Annotated in this window: 21 protein-coding genes; 9 read left to right on the forward strand and 12 right to left on the reverse strand. The window is 73.0% G+C overall.

Annotated elements, in window-relative coordinates:
- The first annotated feature begins 74 nt into the window (after positions 1-74).
- Positions 75-1,403, forward strand: coding sequence for a PA0049 C-terminal domain-containing protein (locus tag IE241_RS07695; protein WP_190020846.1), 1,329 nt, complete (start codon positions 75-77; stop codon positions 1,401-1,403).
- A 7-nt stretch (positions 1,404-1,410) separates the two neighbouring features.
- Positions 1,411-2,139, forward strand: a complete 729-nt coding sequence (locus IE241_RS07700; protein ID WP_190020847.1) for a carbon-nitrogen hydrolase family protein — start codon at positions 1,411-1,413, stop codon at positions 2,137-2,139.
- Here IE241_RS07700 and IE241_RS07705 read toward each other — a convergent pair.
- Complete coding sequence (locus IE241_RS07705) at positions 2,132-2,926, reverse strand: EI24 domain-containing protein (RefSeq protein WP_190020848.1); 795 nt, start codon at positions 2,924-2,926, stop codon at positions 2,132-2,134. The two genes, IE241_RS07700 and IE241_RS07705, sit on opposite strands and share 8 nt — an antisense overlap.
- Before the next feature lie 78 nt (positions 2,927-3,004).
- On the reverse strand, positions 3,005-4,018 hold the full coding sequence (locus tag IE241_RS07710; RefSeq protein WP_190020849.1) for an NADP-dependent oxidoreductase: 1,014 nt from the start codon (positions 4,016-4,018) through the stop codon (positions 3,005-3,007).
- Positions 4,019-4,117: 99 nt separating this feature from the next.
- On the opposite strand from IE241_RS07710, the gene IE241_RS07715 reads away from it, so the two are divergent.
- Positions 4,118-4,546, forward strand: coding sequence for a MarR family winged helix-turn-helix transcriptional regulator (locus IE241_RS07715; RefSeq protein ID WP_190020850.1), 429 nt, complete (start codon positions 4,118-4,120; stop codon positions 4,544-4,546).
- Positions 4,547-4,623: 77 nt separating this feature from the next.
- Here IE241_RS07715 and IE241_RS07720 read toward each other — a convergent pair whose 3' ends face one another.
- Positions 4,624-5,139, reverse strand: a complete 516-nt coding sequence (locus tag IE241_RS07720) for an isochorismatase family protein (RefSeq protein ID WP_190020851.1) — start codon at positions 5,137-5,139, stop codon at positions 4,624-4,626.
- Between the two features lie 379 nt (positions 5,140-5,518).
- A complete protein-coding gene (locus tag IE241_RS07725) occupies positions 5,519-6,409 on the reverse strand; it encodes an SGNH/GDSL hydrolase family protein (RefSeq protein ID WP_190020852.1) in 891 nt (296 codons plus the stop codon).
- A 322-nt stretch (positions 6,410-6,731) separates the two neighbouring features.
- On the opposite strand from IE241_RS07725, the gene IE241_RS07730 reads away from it, so the two are divergent.
- From IE241_RS07730 to IE241_RS07740, 3 genes are all read left to right on the forward strand, one after another.
- Positions 6,732-7,226 (forward strand): DUF3145 domain-containing protein, encoded by a 495-nt coding sequence (locus tag IE241_RS07730; protein ID WP_190020853.1) that lies wholly within the window; start codon positions 6,732-6,734, stop codon positions 7,224-7,226.
- A gap of 64 nt (positions 7,227-7,290) precedes the next feature.
- Positions 7,291-8,175 carry an NAD(P)-dependent oxidoreductase gene (locus tag IE241_RS07735; protein ID WP_190020854.1) on the forward strand — a complete coding sequence of 295 codons (885 nt, stop codon included), beginning with the start codon at positions 7,291-7,293 and terminating at the stop codon, positions 8,173-8,175.
- An 81-nt stretch (positions 8,176-8,256) separates the two neighbouring features.
- The gene (locus IE241_RS07740; RefSeq protein WP_190020855.1) at positions 8,257-8,661 is read left to right on the forward strand and encodes a DUF4190 domain-containing protein; all 405 of its coding nucleotides are present in this window, start codon (positions 8,257-8,259) and stop codon (positions 8,659-8,661) included.
- Between the two features lie 89 nt (positions 8,662-8,750).
- Here IE241_RS07740 and fabF read toward each other — a convergent pair whose 3' ends face one another.
- From fabF to IE241_RS07765, 5 genes are all read right to left on the reverse strand, one after another.
- Positions 8,751-10,016 carry a beta-ketoacyl-ACP synthase II gene (fabF, locus tag IE241_RS07745; protein WP_190020856.1) on the reverse strand — a complete coding sequence of 422 codons (1,266 nt, stop codon included), beginning with the start codon at positions 10,014-10,016 and terminating at the stop codon, positions 8,751-8,753.
- Between the two features lie 70 nt (positions 10,017-10,086).
- The gene (locus tag IE241_RS07750) at positions 10,087-10,335 is read right to left on the reverse strand and encodes an acyl carrier protein (protein ID WP_190020857.1); all 249 of its coding nucleotides are present in this window, start codon (positions 10,333-10,335) and stop codon (positions 10,087-10,089) included.
- 99 nt (positions 10,336-10,434) lie between these two features.
- The gene (locus tag IE241_RS07755) at positions 10,435-11,481 is read right to left on the reverse strand and encodes a ketoacyl-ACP synthase III (RefSeq protein ID WP_190020858.1); all 1,047 of its coding nucleotides are present in this window, start codon (positions 11,479-11,481) and stop codon (positions 10,435-10,437) included.
- 13 nt (positions 11,482-11,494) lie between these two features.
- Entirely contained in the window at positions 11,495-12,448 is a 954-nt protein-coding gene (locus IE241_RS07760) for an ACP S-malonyltransferase (protein ID WP_190020859.1), read from the reverse strand.
- An 89-nt stretch (positions 12,449-12,537) separates the two neighbouring features.
- Positions 12,538-13,722, reverse strand: coding sequence for a PucR family transcriptional regulator (locus tag IE241_RS07765; protein ID WP_190020860.1), 1,185 nt, complete (start codon positions 13,720-13,722; stop codon positions 12,538-12,540).
- Between the two features lie 57 nt (positions 13,723-13,779).
- On the opposite strand from IE241_RS07765, the gene IE241_RS07770 reads away from it, so the two are divergent.
- On the forward strand, positions 13,780-14,466 hold the full coding sequence (locus IE241_RS07770) for a pirin family protein (RefSeq protein ID WP_190020861.1): 687 nt from the start codon (positions 13,780-13,782) through the stop codon (positions 14,464-14,466).
- Positions 14,467-14,532: 66 nt separating this feature from the next.
- Here IE241_RS07770 and IE241_RS07775 read toward each other — a convergent pair whose 3' ends face one another.
- Positions 14,533-15,351: a serine hydrolase domain-containing protein gene (locus IE241_RS07775; protein ID WP_190020862.1), complete on the reverse strand. Its 819-nt coding sequence runs from the start codon at positions 15,349-15,351 to the stop codon at positions 14,533-14,535.
- Between the two features lie 149 nt (positions 15,352-15,500).
- Here IE241_RS07775 and IE241_RS07780 point away from each other — a divergent pair, with 149 nt between their 5' ends.
- The gene (locus IE241_RS07780; protein ID WP_190020863.1) at positions 15,501-15,986 is read left to right on the forward strand and encodes a MerR family transcriptional regulator; all 486 of its coding nucleotides are present in this window, start codon (positions 15,501-15,503) and stop codon (positions 15,984-15,986) included.
- 7 nt (positions 15,987-15,993) lie between these two features.
- Complete coding sequence (locus tag IE241_RS07785) at positions 15,994-17,019, forward strand: aldo/keto reductase (protein WP_190020864.1); 1,026 nt, start codon at positions 15,994-15,996, stop codon at positions 17,017-17,019.
- Positions 17,020-17,026: 7 nt separating this feature from the next.
- On the opposite strand, the gene IE241_RS07790 is transcribed toward IE241_RS07785, so the two are convergent.
- Together IE241_RS07790 and IE241_RS07795 are read right to left on the reverse strand one after the other, a co-directional pair.
- Positions 17,027-17,704, reverse strand: a complete 678-nt coding sequence (locus tag IE241_RS07790) for a response regulator (protein WP_190020865.1) — start codon at positions 17,702-17,704, stop codon at positions 17,027-17,029.
- A complete protein-coding gene (locus IE241_RS07795) occupies positions 17,701-19,059 on the reverse strand; it encodes a sensor histidine kinase (protein ID WP_190020866.1) in 1,359 nt (452 codons plus the stop codon). The genes IE241_RS07790 and IE241_RS07795 overlap by 4 nt, the downstream gene beginning before the upstream one ends.
- Positions 19,060-19,095 lie beyond the last annotated feature (36 nt).

Here is a 19,095-nt window from a genome sequence, read left to right on the forward strand (position 1 = left end):
TGAAATCCACTGTCTCATAAGGGAGTTGACACCCCTCTATCGTACGACCAGGCGCAGTGGATACCTTCCGGCTCATGAATCCCTTGAGACTTGGCGGAATACCCCTCGGTGCGGCGCTCGGCGCCGCCCTTCTCGCCGCCACCGCCACCACCGCAACCGCCGCCGTGGCCGTCCCGCCCGCCACCGCCGCCCCGGCGCCCGCTCCCACCGCCCTCACCGCCCTCACCACCGAGGAGCAGCGCCTGTCCGGCCCCGTGCCGCAGGAGATCCTGCGCCGCGGCGGCTTCGCGGACGCGGCCCCGGACTTCGCCGCCGCCCTCGCCCGTACGCGCACCCTGCCGCAGGCGCAGCGGCTCGCGACCGCCGAGGGGCAGCGGCTGTGGCGGCGGGCCGTGGACCGGGCGCAGGGCCGCGGGCCCGGCCCGGAGCGCGCCGGGGACCTCAGCCGGGACGACGACCGCCCGCTGTACTGGGCGCGGCTCGGCATGACCCGCGCCCTGCGGGAATGGAAGCCTGCCTTCCGGCTGTCCGGGCCGCAGCGCGCGGAGCTCACCGGCCGCGTCGAGCGCTCCTCGCGCGGCCAGGACTCCGTCGACCTCCCGGCCGGCGAGCAGGTCAAGCGCGTCCTCATCACCGGCTTCGACCCGTTCCAGCTCGACGCGGACCCCCGCCGCTCCAACCCCTCGGGTGCGGCCGCGCTCGCCCTGGACGGCACGACGATCGACACGCCGGCCGGCCCGGCGCGCATCGAGGCCGCCGTCTTCCCCGTCCGCTGGGCGGACTTCGCCGAGGGCACGGTGGAGCGCACGCTGCTGCCGCACTTCCTGCCGGGCCCGCGCCGGGTGGACGTCTTCACCACCATCAGCCAGGGCCGCCCCGGCCGCTTCGACGTCGAGCGCACCAACGGCGCCTGGCGCGGCGGCTACCCGGACAACGCGAACGTCTCCCGCACGGAGACCGTGCCCGTGCCGCCCGGCGTCCCCACCGTGCACCCGCAGCCGCAGTGGACGACGACCAGCCTGCCGTACGCGGCGATCGCCGCGGCCGCCACCGGGCCGTTCCCCGTGCACGACAACACCGAGGTCACGGAGATCCCAGCAGGTGCCGACGAGCCGGTCGACCGGCCGGACGGGCCGACCCCGGGCTCCACCGCCCGCGCGGGCGGCGGGGGCGACTACCTCTCCAACGAGATCGCCTACCGGGCCACCCTGCTGCGCGACGCGGTGGGCCTGCGCGTGCCGGGCGGGCACCTGCACACCCCGGTGCTGCAGTTCGGCCAGGGCAACACCGATCCGGCGACCGGCACGGTCACCGACCCCGAGTTCGTACGCAACCGGCTCGCGATCGTCGCGCAGGTGCGGTCGGTCACAGCGGTGGCCGTCGCGGCGGGCCGGACGCCATGATGGGCGGATGATCATCGCTGCAGCCCAGTTCACCGCCCAGCCGTGCGACATCGAGGCGAACGCGGCCCGGATGGCCGCGTTCGTCACCGAGGCGGGGGAGCGCGGCGCCGCGCTCGTCGTCTTCGCCGAGCTCGCCGCCACCGGCTACGAGCTGGACGCGATCGTGGCCGGCGCGGACCGGCTGGTCATGGACCCCGACGACCCCCGGCTCGCCCCTGTGCGGGACGCGTGCCGCACGGCGGGCGTCGCGGCCGTGGTCAACTGCGCCGGCCGGAGCGGTGCGGGCCCGACCATCAGCAGCTACGTCTACGGCCCGGACGGCGCCCTCCTCACCCGCTACGACAAGGTGCACGTCACGGACACGGAGCGGGCCGCGGGCTTCGCGGCGGGGACGGGCGAGGGCCGCTTCACGCTGGACGGCGTCCGCTTCGCGCACGTCATCTGCTACGACGCCCACTTTCCCGAGTGCGCGGCCCGCGCCGCCGCCGACGGGTGCAGTGTGCTGCTCGCCGGCTCGCTGTACGGGCGGGGCGGCGGCGCGCAGGAGCGGATGGAGATCTTCCCCGCGCTGGCGAAGGCCCACGGCCTCCACGTCCTGCTGGCCAACCACTGCGGCCCGTCGGGCCCGTACGACGCCTGCGGCCTCAGCGCGGTGTGGGCGCCGGACGGCACCGTCCTCGCGGAGGGCGCGGACACGGAGGCGGAGCTGGTGACGGCCGGGCTGTCCCTCAGCTGAGGGCGCTCTCGTCCTGTGCCCGGGGGCCGTCGGAGGTGTCCTCCGCGGCCCCTTCCCCCATGAGGTCCCGGACGAGCAGCGTCGCACCGGCGACCGCGCCCGGCATCACGAACACCGCCACGACCGGCACCAGGAAGAGCAGGGTCAGCGGCACCCCGAAGCCCAGCGCGAGCAGCTTGCGGGAGCGCAGCAGCCGCAGCCGCTCGCGCAGCGGCACGCCGCGGCGCTGCAGGGCGACGGCGGTGAGCTCCTCGGCGAGGAAGTAGCCGGAGACGCAGAAGCCGAGGGCCGGGATCACGGTCTGCCCGACGACGGGCACGAAGCCCAGAGCGAAGAGCAGGACGCCCCAGACGGCGACGCGCACGAGCACCGCGAGGCTCTCGCGGGCCGCGATCCACAGCTCGCGCCAGAGCGGCAGCCCGGACTCGGGGACGTCGCCGCCCTCGGAGCGGTCGACGCGCTCGGACAGCTCCTCGTAGAAGGGCTGGCCGACCAGCAGGGTCACGGCGGTGAAGGAGATGAGGGCCAGCAGCAGGCCGCCGCCGAAGAGGAGGACGGTCAGCCCGCCCCGGAGCAGGCCGGCCCAGGGGGAGGACCAGCCGTCGGCGAAGGGCGTGGCCCAGGCGACGGCGTCGTCCGCGTACAGGGCGAGGCAGACGACGGCCGCCGCGTAGCCGACGAGGGTGATGAGCCCGGGCAGCAGGCCGAAGCCCCACTGCCGCCGGTTGCGCGCCACCCAGCGCTGGCCCTTGCCGAGGTACGTCAGTCCCGCCATGAGATCTCGCATGGCGGGAAGGGTATCCGCGGCGGCGGGATCATGGGCGCGGGCCTCCGCGCCCCCTCCCGCCGCAGGTGCGGCCCCGGATCAGAACGTCACGATCATCTTGCCGGTGTTCTCGCCGCGCAGCATGCCCAGGAATGCGTCCACGGCGTTCTCGACGCCGTTGACGACCGTCTCGCGGTACTTGAGCTCGCCGGAGCGCACCCAGCCGCCGACCTCCTGGACGAACTGCGGCTGCAGCGCCTGGTGGTCGCGGACGATCATGCCCTGCAGGCGCAGCCGCTTGCCGATGATCGAGATCATGTTGTGCGGGCCGGGCTGGGGCACGGTGTCGTTGTAGCCGGCGATGGCGCCGCAGAGCGTGGCGCGGCCGTGCAGCTTGAGCGCACCGATCGCGGCCTCCAGGTGCTCGCCGCCGACGTTGTCGAAGTAGACGTCGATGCCGTCGGGCGCGACCTGCTTGAGCTGCTCGGCGACCGGGCCCTTCTTGTAGTTGAAGGCGGCGTCGAAGCCGTACTCCTCGACGAGGGCCTTGACCTTCTCGTCCGTGCCCGCGCTGCCGACGACGCGCGAGGCGCCCTTGAGCCGGGCGATCTGGCCGACCTGGAGGCCGACCGCGCCCGCGGCGCCGGAGACGAAGACGGCGTCGCCCTCCTTGAAGGAGGCGACCTCCAGCAGGCCCGCGTAGGCGGTCAGGCCCGGCATGCCGAGCACGCCGAGGTAGGTGGACAGCGGCGCGAGCTCCTGGTCGACCTTGACCGCGTGCGCGGCCTCGACCAGGGCGTACTCCCGCCAGCCGAGGCTGTGCAGGACGTGGTCGCCCGGCTTGAAGGCGTCGCTGCGCGAGGCGACGACCTCGCCGACGGCGCCGCCCTCCATGGGCCGGTCGAGCTCGAAGGGCGGGACGTAGGAGCGGACGTCGTTCATCCGGCCGCGCATGTACGGGTCCACCGACATGTGGATGTTGCGCACCAGGATCTGCCCCTCGCCGGGCTCGGCCACGGCGGCCTCGCGCAGCGCGAAGTCCTCGGGCTTCGGCCAGCCGTGCGGGCGGGCGACGAGGTGCCATTCACGGCTGGTGGTGGGCGTGACGGACATGGAACGCGACCTCCTGATGGTCAAGCAAAAGGTTAAGCAACTGAAACAACCATGCTCCTCGATATTTCATGTTGTCAAGCAACGCGCTAACCTGGAGTCATGGTCCCCCGAACCGATGCCCTGACCCGTGAGGTCGTCGATCTCATCGCGGCCGTCGTGGCCCGCTATCACGAGGAGTACGAGGAGGCGGCGGCCAAGCACGCGCTCACCGGCGCCCAGGCCAAGGTCCTCGCCCTGCTCGCGCGCGAGCCCCTGCCGATGCGCCGCATCGCCCAGCTCCTCAAGTGCGAGCCGTCCAACGTCACCGGCATCGTCGACCGCCTGGAGGCGCGCGGCCTGGTCGAGCGGCGCCCCGACCCCGACGACCGCCGCATCAAGCTCGCGGCGGCCACCCCGGCCGGCCTCGACACCGCCGGCCGCCTGAGCGAGTCGCTGGACTTCGCCCGTGAGCCGCTGGCCGGCCTCTCGGCCGAGGAGCGCGGGGTCCTGCGGGACCTGCTGCGCCGGATGCTGGAACCGGGCGCCTGAGCGGGCCTGCCGGGGTGCGCCCGGCAAGGGGCGCGGGGAACTGTGCGACCAGTCACCCGCGACCCGTAGTCGGCCGACTACGCAGGGAACCGCAAGTCCGCGGCCGTGGTCACCGTGCCCAGGCGCGGCATGTCCAGCGCCACCGACGCCCGGTGCTCCTCCGCCGTCAGCGCGCTCATCGCATCTTCGGCGAACACCAGCCCGTAGCCGTGGTCGGCGGCCGCGCGGGCCGTCGACTCCACGCCCAGGTTGGTGGCGATCCCGCCGAGGACCAGCGTCCGCACGCCGCGCTCGCGCAGCCGTGCGTCCAGGTCCGTGCCGTGGAAGGCGCCGACCGACCGCTTCACCACCTCGACGTCGCCCTCCTCGGCGAACCCCGCGAGCAGCCCGCTCCCCGGCGGCTGCTCCGCCACCCCGGGCCGCTCGGTGCGCACGACGACCACCGTGCCCCCGGACTTCCGGAACGACCGCGCCAACTCCTCCGCCGTACGGACCACTTCGTCCCCGCTGCGCGGAGCGAGGGGGAGCGCCACGATGCGCTCCATCAGGTCGACGAGGACGAGGGCGGTGCGCTGCGGGTCGATTTCCGTCATGGCCAGACCGTACCGGTCGGACACGGGACGCGGGCGGCCTCGGGAACGCCTCCGGGATGACGATAGGTAAAGCTTGGCCGACGTCTGCGTGCCTGCCGGCGCCTGTCGGTGCCCGCCGGGGACGGAAGTTGACCCGCGCAGGGGTGAACTTGCTTATGAGTAAGGTGTGTTCATCGGATACCGTGCTGATGAGCAGGCGCGGACGCCCGCCCGGGCATGGCTTTGGCCAGAGCCGGGGGCGCGTGGTGCGTGTGCACGCGGTGCCGGATGTCCGGAGCGAGGGTACGTATGTCCGCGCCGCGCGCAGTCCGCACGACCGTGCCTGACCGGGGCGGGGCCACCTGACAGGTCCCGCCCCGAGCCGTCTTCCGGCCCGGCCTCAGGCCGGGGGCTTCTCCGCGGTGATGGTCCGGTAGGCCAGCGCCGCCAGCTCCCCCTGGCCCTTCTTGCTCGGGTGGAACCAGTCCCACTGACTGAGCGCCTCGCCCGTGAAGTCGTAGCCGTGGACCGTGCCGTCGTAGCGGCACAGCGCATCCCGGCCGCAGACGTCCTTCAGGATCGCGTTGTACTCGGCGACCCGCTTGACGACCTGGGCGCGGCGCTGCTCCGTCGCCGGGTCGGCGGACTCGGAGTCCTTGAGCATCGAGGGGCAGATGCCCAGCTTCCAGACGGTCTTGGCCCAGCCGTTCGTGCGGCCCTGCGACCACAGACGCTGCAGGTCGGGCACGCTGGCCACGTACAGCTGGGACTTCGGCAGGGACGTGCGCAGGTTCTTCACCGCGGCCTCGAAGTCCGCGCGGAAGGAGGCCGCCGGGGTCATGTCGGCCACATCGGTGCGGCACGCGTCATTGGCGCCCAGGAGGACGGTCACCAGCTGCGGCTTGTGGGCGATCGCGGACTGCATCTGGGCCGGGAGATCGGCCATCCTGGCGCCCGTCCGCGCGTAATTCCAGCTGCTGGTCTGCGGCGAGGCCAGCAGTTTCCGGGCGACGCTGTCGACCCGGGTGCCCGTGGCCCAGGAGACCTCCGGGCAGTCCTTCATCACCGAGCAGGCGTCGAATCCGCGCGTAATGGAGTCGCCCAGCGAGGCGATGGACTCCGGGCGGGTATTCCATGCGGGGGCGGCGGGCGAGGCGCTCGGCTTTCCCGCGGAGGTGTCCCCTCCGCCGCTGTCACAGCCCGTGACGAGCAGGGCCGCCGAGAAGGCGGAGACCGTTGCGACGACCGCCCTGGCGGCTGCGCGCACCTTCCGCACCGTGCTGCGGCGCATCGCTTTTTCCCCTCCGGCCGGGTGATATCTGTTCGGGTCCGACGGTACGTCACCGCGCGGGTCCGTTCGCACGGTAGCTTTTCCCCGGGGCGGTCGTGCCGGGCCCCGGGGCGGCTTTGCGCTTCCGGCACAACTGAAATACGACACGTCACATCCTGTCCCTTTCAGGAGAAATGCTCCCGATGGTGTTTACTGTTGGTAACCTCGCGAGCTGGTGCGGGAGTGGCCATTGGGGCAGAATGTTTCACGCTGTCCCAGGCGGGACCGGTACGGGTGCGAGGCCGCTGGGGAAGGCGAACCTCGAACCGCACTGGAGGTCCCGGTGACGACACGTGGAGTTCTGTATGTGCACTCCGCGCCGCGCGCGCTGTGCCCGCACGTCGAATGGGCGGTCGCGGGCGTGCTCGGTGTGCGGGTCACCCTCGACTGGATCCGGCAACCCGCCTCGCCCGGCACCTGGCGTGCCGAATTCTCGTGGCAGGGCCAGGTCGGCACCGCCTCCAAGCTCGCCTCCGCGCTGCGCGGCTGGCACCTCCTGCGCTTCGAGGTGACCGCCGAGCCGTGCGCCACGGCGGAGGGCGAGCGCTACAGCTCCACCCCCGACCTCGGCATCTTCCACGCGGTCACCGGCATCCACGGCGACATCCTCGTCCCCGAGGACCGGCTGCGGGCGGCCCTCGCCCGCGCCGCCCGGGGCGAGACGCAGCTGGAGGCCGAGGTCGCCAAGCTCCTCGGCAAGCCCTGGGACGACGAGCTGGAGCCCTTCCGCTACGCCGGCGAGGGCGCGCCCGTCCGCTGGCTGCACCAGGTGGTCTGAAGCGGCAACGGCCGGGCATGCGGACGTTTGCCCTGGAGTGCGCTCCAGCCTCTAGCGTCGGGGCATGACCGAAACGAGCACACCGGCCGTCGCCGTCCTCGGCACCGGCATCATGGGCGCCGCCATGGCCCGTAACCTCGCCCGCGCCGGGCTCTCCGTCACCGCCTGGAACCGCAGCCGGGACAAGGCCGAGCCCCTCGCCGCCGACGGTGTGCGGATCGCCGGCACGCCCGCCGACGCCGTCCGCACCGCCGACGTCGTCCTGACCGTGCTCTACGACGGCCCGGCGACGCTCGCCGCGATGGGCGCCGCCGCCCCCGCCCTGCGGCCCGGCACGGTCTGGGCCCAGTCCGGCACCGTCGGCCTGGAGGGCTTCGAGGGCCTCGCCGCCTTCGCGGGCGAGCACGGGCTCGCCCTCGTCGACGCCCCCGTCCTCGGCACCAGGCAGCCCGCGGAGGAAGGGAAGCTGACCGTCCTGGCCGCCGGGCCGGAAGGGGTGCGAAAGGCCCTGGAACCGGTCTTCGCCGCCGTCGGCAGCCGGACGGTGTGGCTCGGCGACGACGCCGCGGGTGGCACGGCCACCCGGCTCAAGCTCGTCATCAACAGCTGGGTGCTGGCCGTCACCCACGGCACGGCCGAGGCGCTCGCCCTGGCGAAGGGCCTCGGCGTGGACCCGGCCGGCTTCCTGGACGCCGTCGCCGGGGGCCCGCTCGACATGGGCTATCTGCGCGCCAAGGCCGCGCTGATCCTCGGCGGCGACCTCACCCCCAGCTTCGCCACCGCGACGGCCGAGAAGGACGCCCGGCTCATCGTCGCCGCGGGGGAGCAGGCCGGGGTGCGGATGGACGTGGCGGCCGCGGGCGCCGAGCGCTTCCACCGGGCCGTCGAACAGGGCCACGGCGAGGAGGACATGGCGGCTTCGTACTACGCGTCCTTCGATGCCCCTTGACGGGGGAGCTGGTGTAAAGGGCCGGTCACGGGCTGGATAGGGTGATTCGTTCCCCACCCGCGACCGAAGGACGACGCACGCATGACCATGCCCGGGCACCACCACGGCTACCCCGGGGCGTACTACCCGCCCTACCCGCCCCCGCAGCCGCGCAACGGCCTGGGCATCGCGGCGATGAGCGTCGGCATCTGCGGCGCGGTCATCGGGCTCATCCCCTTCCTCTTCTTCCTGTCGGCCCCGCTCGGGCTGACCGCCCTGGTCCTCGGCTTCTTCGCGCTCCGCCTGGTCCGGCGCGGCGAGGCGACGAACCAGGGGATGGCCCTGGCCGGCACGATCCTGGGCGGTGTTGCCACCGTCATGGCCGCCGGCGGTCTGATGTTCGTGCTCTACCTCATGGACAAGGCCGACGAGGAGAACGACGAGCTCTACGAGGACCGCCCGGCCGCCGCCGCGGCCCCGGACCCCACTCCCTCCCCGGGCCGCTAGCGCGGGCGCCCGTCACGGGTACGGAAACGGCAGCGGCCCGCCCCCGGAATCCCCGGGGCGGGCCGCTGCCGTCAGGCGGAGCGCTGCGGTCAGACCGAGCGCAGGGCCAGGACCACGTTGTGGCCGCCGAAGCCGAACGAGTTGTTGATCGCGGCGATCGGGCCCTCGGCGGGCAGGGCACGCGGCACGTCGCGGACGATGTCCGCGTCGATGTCCTCGTCCAGGTCGTCGACGTTGATGGTCGGCGGGGCCGTGCGGGTGTGCAGGGCGAGGACGGTCATGACCGTCTCGATGCCGCCCGCGCCGCCCAGCAGGTGGCCGGTCATCGACTTGGTCGCGGAGACCGCGACGTGGTCGAGGTCGTCGCCGAGGACCTTGCGCAGGGCCTTGATCTCGGCCGCGTCACCCTGCGGGGTGGACGTGGCGTGCGCGTTGAGGTGCACGACCTCCGACGGCTTGAGGTCGGTGCTGTCGAGCAGGCTCTGCAGCGCGGCGGCGATGCCGCGGCCCGTCGGCTCGGGCTGGGCGATGTGGTGGCTGTCCGCGGACAGGCCCTGGCCCAGCACCTCGCAGTAGACGCGCGCGCCGCGGCGGGCGGCGTGCTCGGCCGACTCCAGGATCACGACGCCGGCGCCCTCGCCCAGGACGAAGCCGTCGCGGGCCTTGTCGTACGGGCGGGAGGCCTTCTCGGGCTCCTCGTTGTTCTTGGACATCGCCATCATGTTGGCGAAGGCGGTGATGGGCAGCGGGTGGATCGCCGCCTCGGTGCCGCCGGCGACGACCACGTCGGCACGGCCGCTGCGGATCATCTCGACGGCGTAGCCGATGGCCTCGGCGCCGGAGGCGCAGGCGCTGACCGGGGTGTGCACGCCCGCCTGGGCGTTCACCTCCAGGCCGACGTTGGCCGAGGGGCTGTTCGGCATGAGCATGGGCACGGTGTGCGGGGAGACGCGGCGGACGCCCTTCTCCTTGAGCACGTCGTACTGGTCGAGCAGGGTGGTCACGCCGCCGATGCCGGAGGCGATGACGGTGCCGAGGCGCTCGGGGGCGATGGACGAGTCCTCGCCGGCCATGGCGGTGTAGCCCGCGTCGGCCCAGGCCTCACGGGCCGCGATCAGCGCGAACTGCGCCGAGCGGTCCAGCTTGCGGGCGAGCGGGCGGGGCAGGACATCACCGGGGTCCACCGCCGCGGAAGCGGCGATGCGGACCGGAAGGTCGGCGAAGCGCTCACCCTCGAGGGGCTTGACGCCGGACCGGCCGGCGAGCAGAGCCTCCCAGGTCGTCGCGCTGTCGCCACCCAGCGGTGTGGTTGCGCCGATACCGGTGACGACCACGGTGCGATTGGTCGAGCTCACAGGAATTCTGTCTCCACGTGTAGAGGTGCTGGTGAAACCGCCACCGCTGGGGTGGCGACGAACGCTTCGGTCAGTCCTGGTGCTTCAGGATGTATTCCGCGGCGTCGCCGACGGTCTTGAGGTTCTTGACGTCCTCGTCGGGGATCTTGACGTCGAAGGCCTCTTCGGCGGCGACGACGACCTCGACCATGGACAGCGAGTCGACGTCCAGGTCGTCGGTGAAGGACTTGTCCAGCTTGACGTCCTCGACCGGGATGCCGGCGATCTCGTTGACGATGTCGGCGAGGCCCTTGAGGATCTCTTCCTGGGTGGCGGCCATGTGCGGCGCTCCTTCTATTTGTGCGTGAAACTGCGTGGTAAGGAACTGCTGGCGGTGAGTTCCGCGCGACGCGGCCGGGCCGGGCCGCGCGGATCTCGCCTAGGGGAGGGTAACGACCGTGGCGGCGTAGACGAGACCCGCCCCGAAACCGATGACGAGCGCGGTGTCCCCGCTCTTCGCCGCGCCGGTGGCCAGGAGCCGCTCCATGGCCAGCGGAATGGAGGCCGCGGACGTGTTGCCCGTGGTCTCCACGTCACGGGCGACCGTGACGCTCTCCGGCAGCTTGAGGGTCTTGACCATCGAGTCGATGATCCGCATGTTGGCCTGGTGCGGGATGAAGACGTCCAGGTCCTCGGCGCTGACCCCGGCGTCGTCCAGCGCCTGCTGGGCGACCTTCGCCATCTCGAAGACGGCCCAGCGGAAGACCGCCTGGCCCTCCTGCGTGATGGCCGGGAAACGGAGCTCGTCGAGGGCCTTGCGGGCCTCGGGGCCGTCACCGCCGGGAACAGGGGTGGTGCGGTAGGCGTCCCACCCCAGGGTCTGCTTGATGGTGTGCGACTTGTCGCCCTCGGAACCCCACACCGTCGGGCCTATGGCCGGCTCGTCGGAGGGGCCGACGACCACGGCGCCCGCGCCGTCGCCGAAGAGGAAGGCCGTCGCGCGGTCCTCCAGGTCGGTCAGGTCCGACAGCCGCTCGACGCCGATCACCAGAACGTGCTCCGCCGAGCCCTCGACGACCAGGCCCTTGGCGAGCGTCAGCCCGTAGCCGAAGCCCGCGCAGCCCGCCGAGATGTCGAAGGCGGCCGGCTTGCCCGCGCCGATCTTGTGCGCGATCTCGGTCGCGACGGCCGGGGTCTGGTGGAAGTGCGAGACCGTCGAGACGACCACGGCACCGATCTGCTCCGGGGTGATGCCCGCGTCGGCGATGGCCTTGCCGGCCGCCTCGACCGACATCGCGGACACCGTCTCCTCCGGACCGGCCCAGTGGCGGGTCGCGATGCCGGAGCGGGAGCGGATCCACTCGTCCGAGGAGTCGATGTACTTCAGGATCTCCTCGTTCGGCACCACCCGGGTGGGGCGGTAGCCGCCCACGCCGAGAATGCGGGCGTACGGGGCGCCCTTGCTCGGCTTGATCTTCGAGGTCATGCTCTGAGGCTCCTTATTCGGCCGGGGACCCGGCGGGTGCGGCGTGCTCGGCGATCAGCTCACGGGCTGCGTCGAGGTCGGCCGGCGACTTCAGGGCCAGGGTCTTCACGCCGGGCAGGGCGCGCTTGGCCAGACCGGTCAGGGTGCCGCCGGGGGCCACCTCGATCAGGTCCGTGACGCCGAGCTCCTTGAAGGTCTCCATGCACAGGTCCCAGCGGACCGGGTTGGCCACCTGGCCGACCAGCCGCTGCACGATCTCCGCGCCCGAGGCGACGACGCCGCCGTCCTTGTTCGAGACGTAGCGGGTGTGCGGCTCGGCGGGGGACAGCTCCTGCACGGCGGCCTCCAGGGCCGACACGGCAGGCGCCATGTGGTGCGTGTGGAACGCGCCCGCGACCTTCAGCGCCACGACCTTGCGGGTGCCCTCGGGCTTGTCCTCGGCCAGCGCGGCGAGCTGCGCGGCGGTGCCGGCGGCCACGATCTGGCCCGCGCCGTTGACGTTGGCGGGGGTCAGGCCGAGCTTCTCCAGGTGCGGCAGGACGACCTCGGGGTCGCCGCCGAGCAGCGCGGACATGCCGGTCTCGGTGACGGCCGCGGCCTCGGCCATGGCCAGGCCGCGCTTGCGCACCAGCTCCATGGCGGAGCGCTCCGGCAGCACGCCGGTCAGCGCCGCCGCGGCGAGCTCGCCCACGCTGTGGCCCGCGGCCGCACCCACCAGGCGGGCGAAGTCCTCCGCCGCCGGGAACAGCTGCCGGGCCGAGACCAGCGCGGAGGCGACCAGCAGCGGCTGGGCGACGGCGGTGTCACGGATCTCGTCCGCATCGGCCTTCGTGCCGTAGTGGACCAGGTCCAGGTCGATGGCGGCGGACCACTCACGGAGCCGGTCTTCGACACCGGGGAGGTCGAGCCAGGGGGTCAGGAAGCCGGGCGTCTGAGCGCCCTGGCCGGGAGCGACGAGTACGAGCACCCTCACACTCTCTCTCGTGGACGGCTCCGGCCACCCGTGGGGATGGGGACCAAGAACCGTCAGGGGAATTGTTGACGTTCGACAAAAGGCTAAAGCGCCGTCTCCGTGTCGGCCAGACGCCCCAGGATGAGCGCGATCCGCAGCGTGAACGCCGACCGGACATCGGAGGGTGACCACCCGGTGACGTCCGTCACACGTCGGAGGCGGTATCTCACGGTGTTGGGATGCACGAACAGCATCCGTGCCGCACCTTCCAAACTACTCGCCTGCTCCAGGTAGACACTCAGCGTCTCCAGCAGCGCCGAGCCCGCTTCCTGGAGCGGTCTGTAGATCTCCTCCACCAGCTGATCGCGCGCCGTCGCATCCCCGGCCATCGCCCGCTCCGGCAGCAGATCGTCCGCCATCACCGGACGGGGCGCGTCCGGCCAGGCCGCGCACGCCTTCAGACCGGCCGCCGCGGCCTGCGCCGAGCGCGTCGCCGACAGCAGGTCCGGCACCACCGGGCCGGCCACCACCGGGCCCGCCGCGAACGGCCCGATCAGCGCCTTGGCCGTCTGCAGCGGATTGTCGGAGCCGCCTGTGATCACCACCAGGCGGTCGCCGAGCACCCCCGTGAGCACCTGCACCTTGGCGTGCCGCGCCGCGCGCCGGATCGCCTCGACCGTCAGCTCGCTGTCCCCGTTCGGGGCGGTGCCGAGCACCACGCTGACGTGCGCCGGGGCGCTCCAGCCGAGGGCCGCGGCCCGGGACAGCGCGCCCTCGTCCGCCTCCCCCGAGAGCACCGCGTTGACCACCAGCGACTCCAGCCGGGCGTCCCACGCGCCCCGCGCCTCGGCGGCCTGCGCGTAGACCTGTGCGGTGGCGAAGGCGATCTCGCGGGCGTAGACGAGCAGCGCCTCCCGCAGCACGCCCTCGTCGCCGGGGGCCGCCACCTCGTCGATCGCCGACTCCATGACCTCGATGGTCGTGCGGACCATCTCCACCGTCTGGCGCAAAGTGATCGCCCGCGTCAGCTCGCGCGGGGCCGTGCCGAACACGTCCGTGCTGATGGCCTGCGGGGTCTCCGGATGCCGGAACCACTCCGTGAAGGCCGCGATGCCGGCCTGGGCGACCAGGCCGATCCACGACCGGTTCTCCGGGGGCATCGCCCGGTACCACGGCAGCTGGGCATCCATGCGGGCGATGGCGGCGGCGGCCAGCGTGCCGGATGACTTCTCCAGGCGGCGGAGGGTGGCGCTGTGCGGATGCGGGGTGTTAGCGGCGGGTTCAGGCACGGGGACAAGCCTGCCTTATTCGGGTCCGGTGCGGGGTCGCCGGGCTACCGTAGCCCGATGACGCACGTACAGCGGTCCGTCCAGCGAGCCGGTGAACGCTTCCGCGGCGGGGACCCGGACGCCGGGATCGAGACCTGGCACGCCTTCTCCTTCTCCGGCTTCTACGACCCCGACAACGTGCGGTTCGGGCCGCTCGCCGCCTGCAACGAGGAGCGGCTCGCCCCCGGCGCGGGGTTCGCGGAGCACCCGCACCGCGATGTCGAGATCGTCACCTGGGTGGTGGAGGGGGAGCTCACGCACGAGGACTCCACGGGCCACGTGGAGCTGGTGCGGCCCGGTGACGTGCAGCGGCTCAGCGCCGGCGCCGGCGTCCACCACTCGGAGCGGAACGAGGGCGCGGTGCCGCTGCGCTTCGTGCAGATGTGGCTGACCCCGTCGGAGTACGGCGGGGAGCCCTCGTACGAGGTGGTGCGGGGCGTCGCCGACGACGCGTCGTATGTGTTGCCGGGGGCGGAGGCGGTGCTGCACGTGCGGCGGCTTCGCGCGGGCGAGCGGGGTTCCCTGCCGGGGGCGCCCTGGTTGTACGTGCACGTCACACGTGGGTGCCTGCGGCTGGCCGGGGAGGAGCTGGGTGAGGGGGACTCGGTTCGCATCCTCGATGCGGAAGACGCGACCGTCGAGGCGGTCGGCTCCGAGGTGGAGTTGCTGGCCTGGGAGATGCACGCCGAGCCGCACTTCGGGTGACCCGGCGCTTCGCGCCGGGCTTTCGCCCACCCACCCGCCCGATCACCCAGGACGTGCTGATGAAGGTCAGGCCGCGCGCAGCTCGGCCAGGACCGCGTCCGTCAGAGCCGGCCAGACCTCGATCGCCCACGGCCCGAACGCCCGGTCCGTCAGGGCGACGCACGCCGCGCCCGCGGCGGGGTCCACCCACAGGAACGTGCCGGACTGCCCGAAGTGACCGTACGTACGGGGTGAGGACGACGCCCCCGTCCAGTGCGGGGACTTGCCGTCGCGGATCTCGAAGCCGAGGCCCCAGTCGTTGGGCCGCTGGTGCCCGTAGCCGGGCAGGATCCCGGTGAGGCCGGGGAAGGCCACCGATGTCGCCTCGGCCACGGTCTCCTGCGAGAGCAGCCGCGGCGCCTGCAGCTCCGCGGCGAACCGCGCCAGGTCGGCGACGGTCGAGACGCCGTCCTTGGCGGGCGAGCCGGGCAGGTCCGTCGCCGTCATCCCCAGCGGTTCCAGCACCGCCTCCCGCAGGTACTCGGCGAAGGGGATGTCCGTGGCCTTGGCGATGTGGTCGCCGAGCACCTCGAAGCCGGCGTTGGAGTACAGCCGCCGCGTGCCCGGCTCGGCCATCGCCCGGTGCTCGTCGAAGGCGAGCCCGGAGGTGTGGGCGAGGAGGTGGCGGACCGTCGAGCCCGCGGGACCGGCCGGCTCGTCCAGCTCGACCGCGCCCTCCTCGACGGCGACGAGCGCGGCGTAGGCGGCGAGCGGTTTGGTGACGGAGGCCAGCGGGAAGCGGTGCTCCACCGGGCCGTGCGCGCCCGCCGTCGTGCCGTCGGCCCGTACGACCGCCGCCGCAGCGGTGTCCACCGGCCAGTTCTCGATCATCCGCAGGCTCTCCATGGCTCCGAGCCTATCCCGGCCCCGCCGCCCGGCCGGTCCCGCCAAGATTCCCCCAAGTCTTCGCTTGCCTGGAGTGCACTCGAACTCTCTAGCGTTGTGGTCATCGCAAGGGCAACGACTGCGAACGCCCGCGAACAGGGGGAAGCTCGATGACCGTCTTGGACACCGAACCGGCCGTCTTGGACACCGCACCGCCGGCCGCCGTGTGCACCGTGCTGGAACAGCAGCGCCACGGCCGCCCGGTGGGGCGCGACCGCTACACGATCAGTGAAGTGGCGGGCTGCACAGGCCTGTCGGTCCACACGCTGCGCTGGTACGAGCGGATCGGGCTGATGCCGCACGTGGACCGCTCGCACACCGGCCAGCGCCGCTACACGGACCGGGACCTGGACTGGCTGGACCTGGTGGGGCGGCTGCGCCTGACCGGCATGCCGGTGGCCGACATGGTGCGCTACGCACGGCTCGTCCGCGAGGGCGAGCACACGCTGGCCGAGCGGGAACGGCTGCTGACCGCGCACCGCGAGGACGTCCGCTCACGCATCGCGGAGCTGCGCAGCACCCTCGAGGTACTGGACTACAAGATCGACATATATGCCGACGCCCGGCGACGGGCCGAGGCCGCCGAAGGGGCCTGAAGCACTGATGAGCAACAGCAACGACAAGATGGCGACCGCGGCGCTCGGCACCGGCGGCCCCGAGGTGGGCGTGCAGGGCCTCGGCTGCATGGGCATGAGCTCCGCCTACGGCCCGACGACCGATCAGGGCGAGGCCCGGGCGGTCCTGGAGCGGGCGCTCGAACTGGGCGTCACGCTCTACGACACCGCCGACTTCTACGGCTTCGGCGAGAACGAGAAGTTCATCGCGCCGTTCGTCCGGGCCCACCGCGACGAGGTCGTCCTGGCCACCAAGTTCGCCCTCTGGGCCGACCCCGAGAACCCGCAGGTGCGGACGATCCGCAACGACCGCCCCTACATACGGCAGGCCGTCGAGGCCAGCCTGCAGCGGCTCGGCGTCGACGAGATCGACCTCTACTACATGCACCGGCGCGACGTGAACGTCCCCATCGAGGAGACGGTCGGCGCCATGGCCGAGCTGGTCGCCGAGGGCAAGGTCAAGCACCTGGGCCTCAGCGAGGTCACCGCCGGCGAGCTGCGCGCCGCGCAGGCCGTGCACCCGATCGCCGCCGTGCAGTCGGAGTGGTCGCTCTTCAGCCGCGACATCGAGACGCACGTGGTGCCGGCGGCGCGGGAGCTGGGCGTGGCGCTCGTGCCCTACTCCCCGCTCGGGCGGGGCTTCCTGACCGGCTCGTTCGTGCGGGCGGACAGCGAGCTGTCGAGCGACGACTTCCGCCGCACCATGCCGCGCTTCACGGGCGACAACGCGGAGGTGAACGCGGCGCTGCTGGAGCCGGTCCGGGAGATCGCGCAGCAGCGCGGCGCCTCCCTCGGGCAGGTGGCGCTGGCCTGGCTCCAGCAGCAGGCGCAGGTGCACGGCCTGACGGTCGTTCCGATCCCGGGCACGCGCCGCCGCTCGCGCCTGGAGGAGAACGCGGGCGCGACCCGCATCACCCTGACGGCGGACGAGCTCACGGCCCTGGAGCCGATCGCGGGCAAGGTCGCGGGCGGCCGGTACGCCGACATGTCGTTCACCTCGGCGGGCCGCGAGTGACGTCCCGTCACTGCTCTCCGGGGGCCACCAGCCCGGACTCGTAGGCGAAGATGACCGCCTGGGCGCGGTCGCGCAGGTCCAGCTTGGCCAGGACCCTGCCGATGTGCGTCTTGACGGTCTGTTCGGCGAGCACCAGGGACGCCGCGATCTCCTGGTTGGACAGTCCTCGCGCGATGAGTTCGAGGACTTCGGTCTCGCGCGGCGTGAGCCCGTTCAGCCGCAGGGAAGGGCCCCTGCGGCGGGCGGGCCGCTGCTTGGCGAAGTCGGCGATCAGACGGCGCGTCACGGACGGGGCCAGCAGGGCCTCCCCGGCCGCCACGACCCGCACGGCCGAGATCAGGTCCGCGGGCGGGGCGTCCTTCAGCAGGAAGCCGGAGGCGCCCGCGCGCAGCGCCTCGTAGACGTAGTCGTCCACGTCGAACGTCGTCAGCATCAGCACCTTCGGGCGGTGGTGCACGCCGGGCGGGGGGTCGAGGAGCCGCCGTGCGGCCTCCAGCCCGTCCATCTCGGGCATCCGGACGTCCATCAGCACGACGTCCGGATGGGCGCTGCGGCCCAGCTCGACGCCCTGCCGCCCGTCCGCGGCGTCGCCGACGACGTCGATGTCGGGCTGCGCGGCCAGCAGCGCGGCGAAGCCCGCCCGCACCATGGCCTGGTCGTCGACGATGATCACCTTGATGGTCATGGGGCGGGGGAGTCCTCTTCTGCCTTTGTCTTCGTCTCTGTCTCTGTCTCTGTCTCTGCCGTGAACGGGAGCAGGGCCGCGACGCGGAAGCCGCCCTCGGGCAGCGGGCCGGTGTCGAGCGTCCCGCCGACCAGACGGACCCGCTCGCGCATGCCGACCAGGCCGTGGCCGGTGCCGCCGGTCTCCACCGGCGGCGCGTCCCGGTCCGCCGCGGCGGTGTTGACGACCAGCACCATCAGGCCCGTGCCGGTCTCGTCGACGGACACCGACACGCGCGTGGCCGCCCCCGGCGCGTGCCGGACGACATTGGCCAGGGCCTCCTGGACGATGCGGTACGCGGAGAGGTCCACGGTCTGCGGAAGGGCGTCCGGCAGCGGTTCCGGCACGGCCAGCTCCACCGGCAGCCCGGACCGTACGGTCGCCTCGACCAGCTGCGGGATCCGCGCGACGCCCGGCTGCGGCGCCCGCTCGGTCCCGCCGGTCCCGCCCGCACCGCCGGAGGCGTCCTCGCTGCGCAGCACCCCCAGCAGCCGCCGCATCTCGGTCAGCGACTCCCGCGCCGTGGCGGCGATCGTGCCGAACTCCTCGCGCGCCTGCTCCGGCAGGCCCTCGATGCGGTACGGGGCGCTGTCCGCCTGCACGGTGATCACCGACATGTGGTGGGCGACGACGTCGTGCAGCTCGCGGGCGATGCGGGTGCGCTCCTCCAGCAGGGTGCGCCGGGCCCGCTCGGCCTCGCTGATGGTCTCCTGCTCGGCGAGCGCCCGCCGCGCGTCGCCGCGCTCGCGCAGCGCCCCGGCGATCAGCATCAGCATGCCGCCGATCACGAACAGGGTGATCCAGACGTTGGAGGAGCTGCGCTCCGGCGCCAGGCTCCGCAGGGCCGCGCCCGCAAGGCCCGTGGCCAGCCAGACGGCGACGAGCGTGGGGCGCCGCTCCCGCATGCCGACCGCGAGCATCAGCAGCAGCATGCCGATGACGGTCATGGGCGGCCACGGCCACGGCCAGTCGCCGTGCACGGGCTCGGACAGCACGGCCACCGCCGCCACGAGGTCCGCCGCGAAGGCGATCGCCCAGGCGAGCAGGGGCCTGCGGACGGCGACGAGCAGCGGCACGGCCTGGGCGACGCCGAGGGACAGCGCGAGACCGAAGCCCAGGCCGTACTCCCGGCCCAGGACGTAGCCCGTCAGCGGCAGCAGCAGGGCGGTGAACAGCCAGGCGAACACGTAGGGCAGCTTCCGCACCCAGCCCCGGCGCGACCGGCCGCACAGCGGTACGGGCGGCCCGGCGGGGGTGCAGACGTCGATCACGAAGGCGCGCGCCCGTGCGAGCGGGGAAGGGGGTGACTGGATCATGACCCCTTCAGCCTAGGCCGCGGCCCGGGCCGTGGC

Source organism: Streptomyces hiroshimensis (assembly GCF_014650335.1).
Taxonomy (GTDB): Bacteria; Actinomycetota; Actinomycetes; order Streptomycetales; family Streptomycetaceae; genus Streptomyces; species Streptomyces hiroshimensis.

What these genes read in the sequence shown, in the direction of transcription:
- IE241_RS07695 (WP_190020846.1), top strand. Translation starts at nt 75, where the DNA reads ATGAATCCCTTGAGACTTGGCGGAATACCCCTCGGTGCGGCGCTCGGC.
- IE241_RS07700 (WP_190020847.1), top strand. Translation starts at nt 1,411, where the DNA reads ATGATCATCGCTGCAGCCCAGTTCACCGCCCAGCCGTGCGACATCGAG.
- IE241_RS07705 (WP_190020848.1), bottom strand. Translation starts at nt 2,926, where the DNA reads ATGCGAGATCTCATGGCGGGACTGACGTACCTCGGCAAGGGCCAGCGC.
- IE241_RS07710 (WP_190020849.1), bottom strand. Translation starts at nt 4,018, where the DNA reads ATGTCCGTCACGCCCACCACCAGCCGTGAATGGCACCTCGTCGCCCGC.
- IE241_RS07715 (WP_190020850.1), top strand. Translation starts at nt 4,118, where the DNA reads ATGGTCCCCCGAACCGATGCCCTGACCCGTGAGGTCGTCGATCTCATC.
- IE241_RS07720 (WP_190020851.1), bottom strand. Translation starts at nt 5,139, where the DNA reads ATGACGGAAATCGACCCGCAGCGCACCGCCCTCGTCCTCGTCGACCTG.
- IE241_RS07725 (WP_190020852.1), bottom strand. Translation starts at nt 6,409, where the DNA reads ATGCGCCGCAGCACGGTGCGGAAGGTGCGCGCAGCCGCCAGGGCGGTC.
- IE241_RS07735 (WP_190020854.1), top strand. Translation starts at nt 7,291, where the DNA reads ATGACCGAAACGAGCACACCGGCCGTCGCCGTCCTCGGCACCGGCATC.
- IE241_RS07740 (WP_190020855.1), top strand. Translation starts at nt 8,257, where the DNA reads ATGACCATGCCCGGGCACCACCACGGCTACCCCGGGGCGTACTACCCG.
- IE241_RS07750 (WP_190020857.1), bottom strand. Translation starts at nt 10,335, where the DNA reads ATGGCCGCCACCCAGGAAGAGATCCTCAAGGGCCTCGCCGACATCGTC.
- IE241_RS07755 (WP_190020858.1), bottom strand. Translation starts at nt 11,481, where the DNA reads ATGACCTCGAAGATCAAGCCGAGCAAGGGCGCCCCGTACGCCCGCATT.
- IE241_RS07770 (WP_190020861.1), top strand. Translation starts at nt 13,780, where the DNA reads ATGACGCACGTACAGCGGTCCGTCCAGCGAGCCGGTGAACGCTTCCGC.
- IE241_RS07775 (WP_190020862.1), bottom strand. Translation starts at nt 15,351, where the DNA reads ATGGAGAGCCTGCGGATGATCGAGAACTGGCCGGTGGACACCGCTGCG.
- IE241_RS07780 (WP_190020863.1), top strand. Translation starts at nt 15,501, where the DNA reads ATGACCGTCTTGGACACCGAACCGGCCGTCTTGGACACCGCACCGCCG.
- IE241_RS07785 (WP_190020864.1), top strand. Translation starts at nt 15,994, where the DNA reads ATGAGCAACAGCAACGACAAGATGGCGACCGCGGCGCTCGGCACCGGC.
- IE241_RS07790 (WP_190020865.1), bottom strand. Translation starts at nt 17,704, where the DNA reads ATGACCATCAAGGTGATCATCGTCGACGACCAGGCCATGGTGCGGGCG.
- IE241_RS07795 (WP_190020866.1), bottom strand. Translation starts at nt 19,059, where the DNA reads ATGATCCAGTCACCCCCTTCCCCGCTCGCACGGGCGCGCGCCTTCGTG.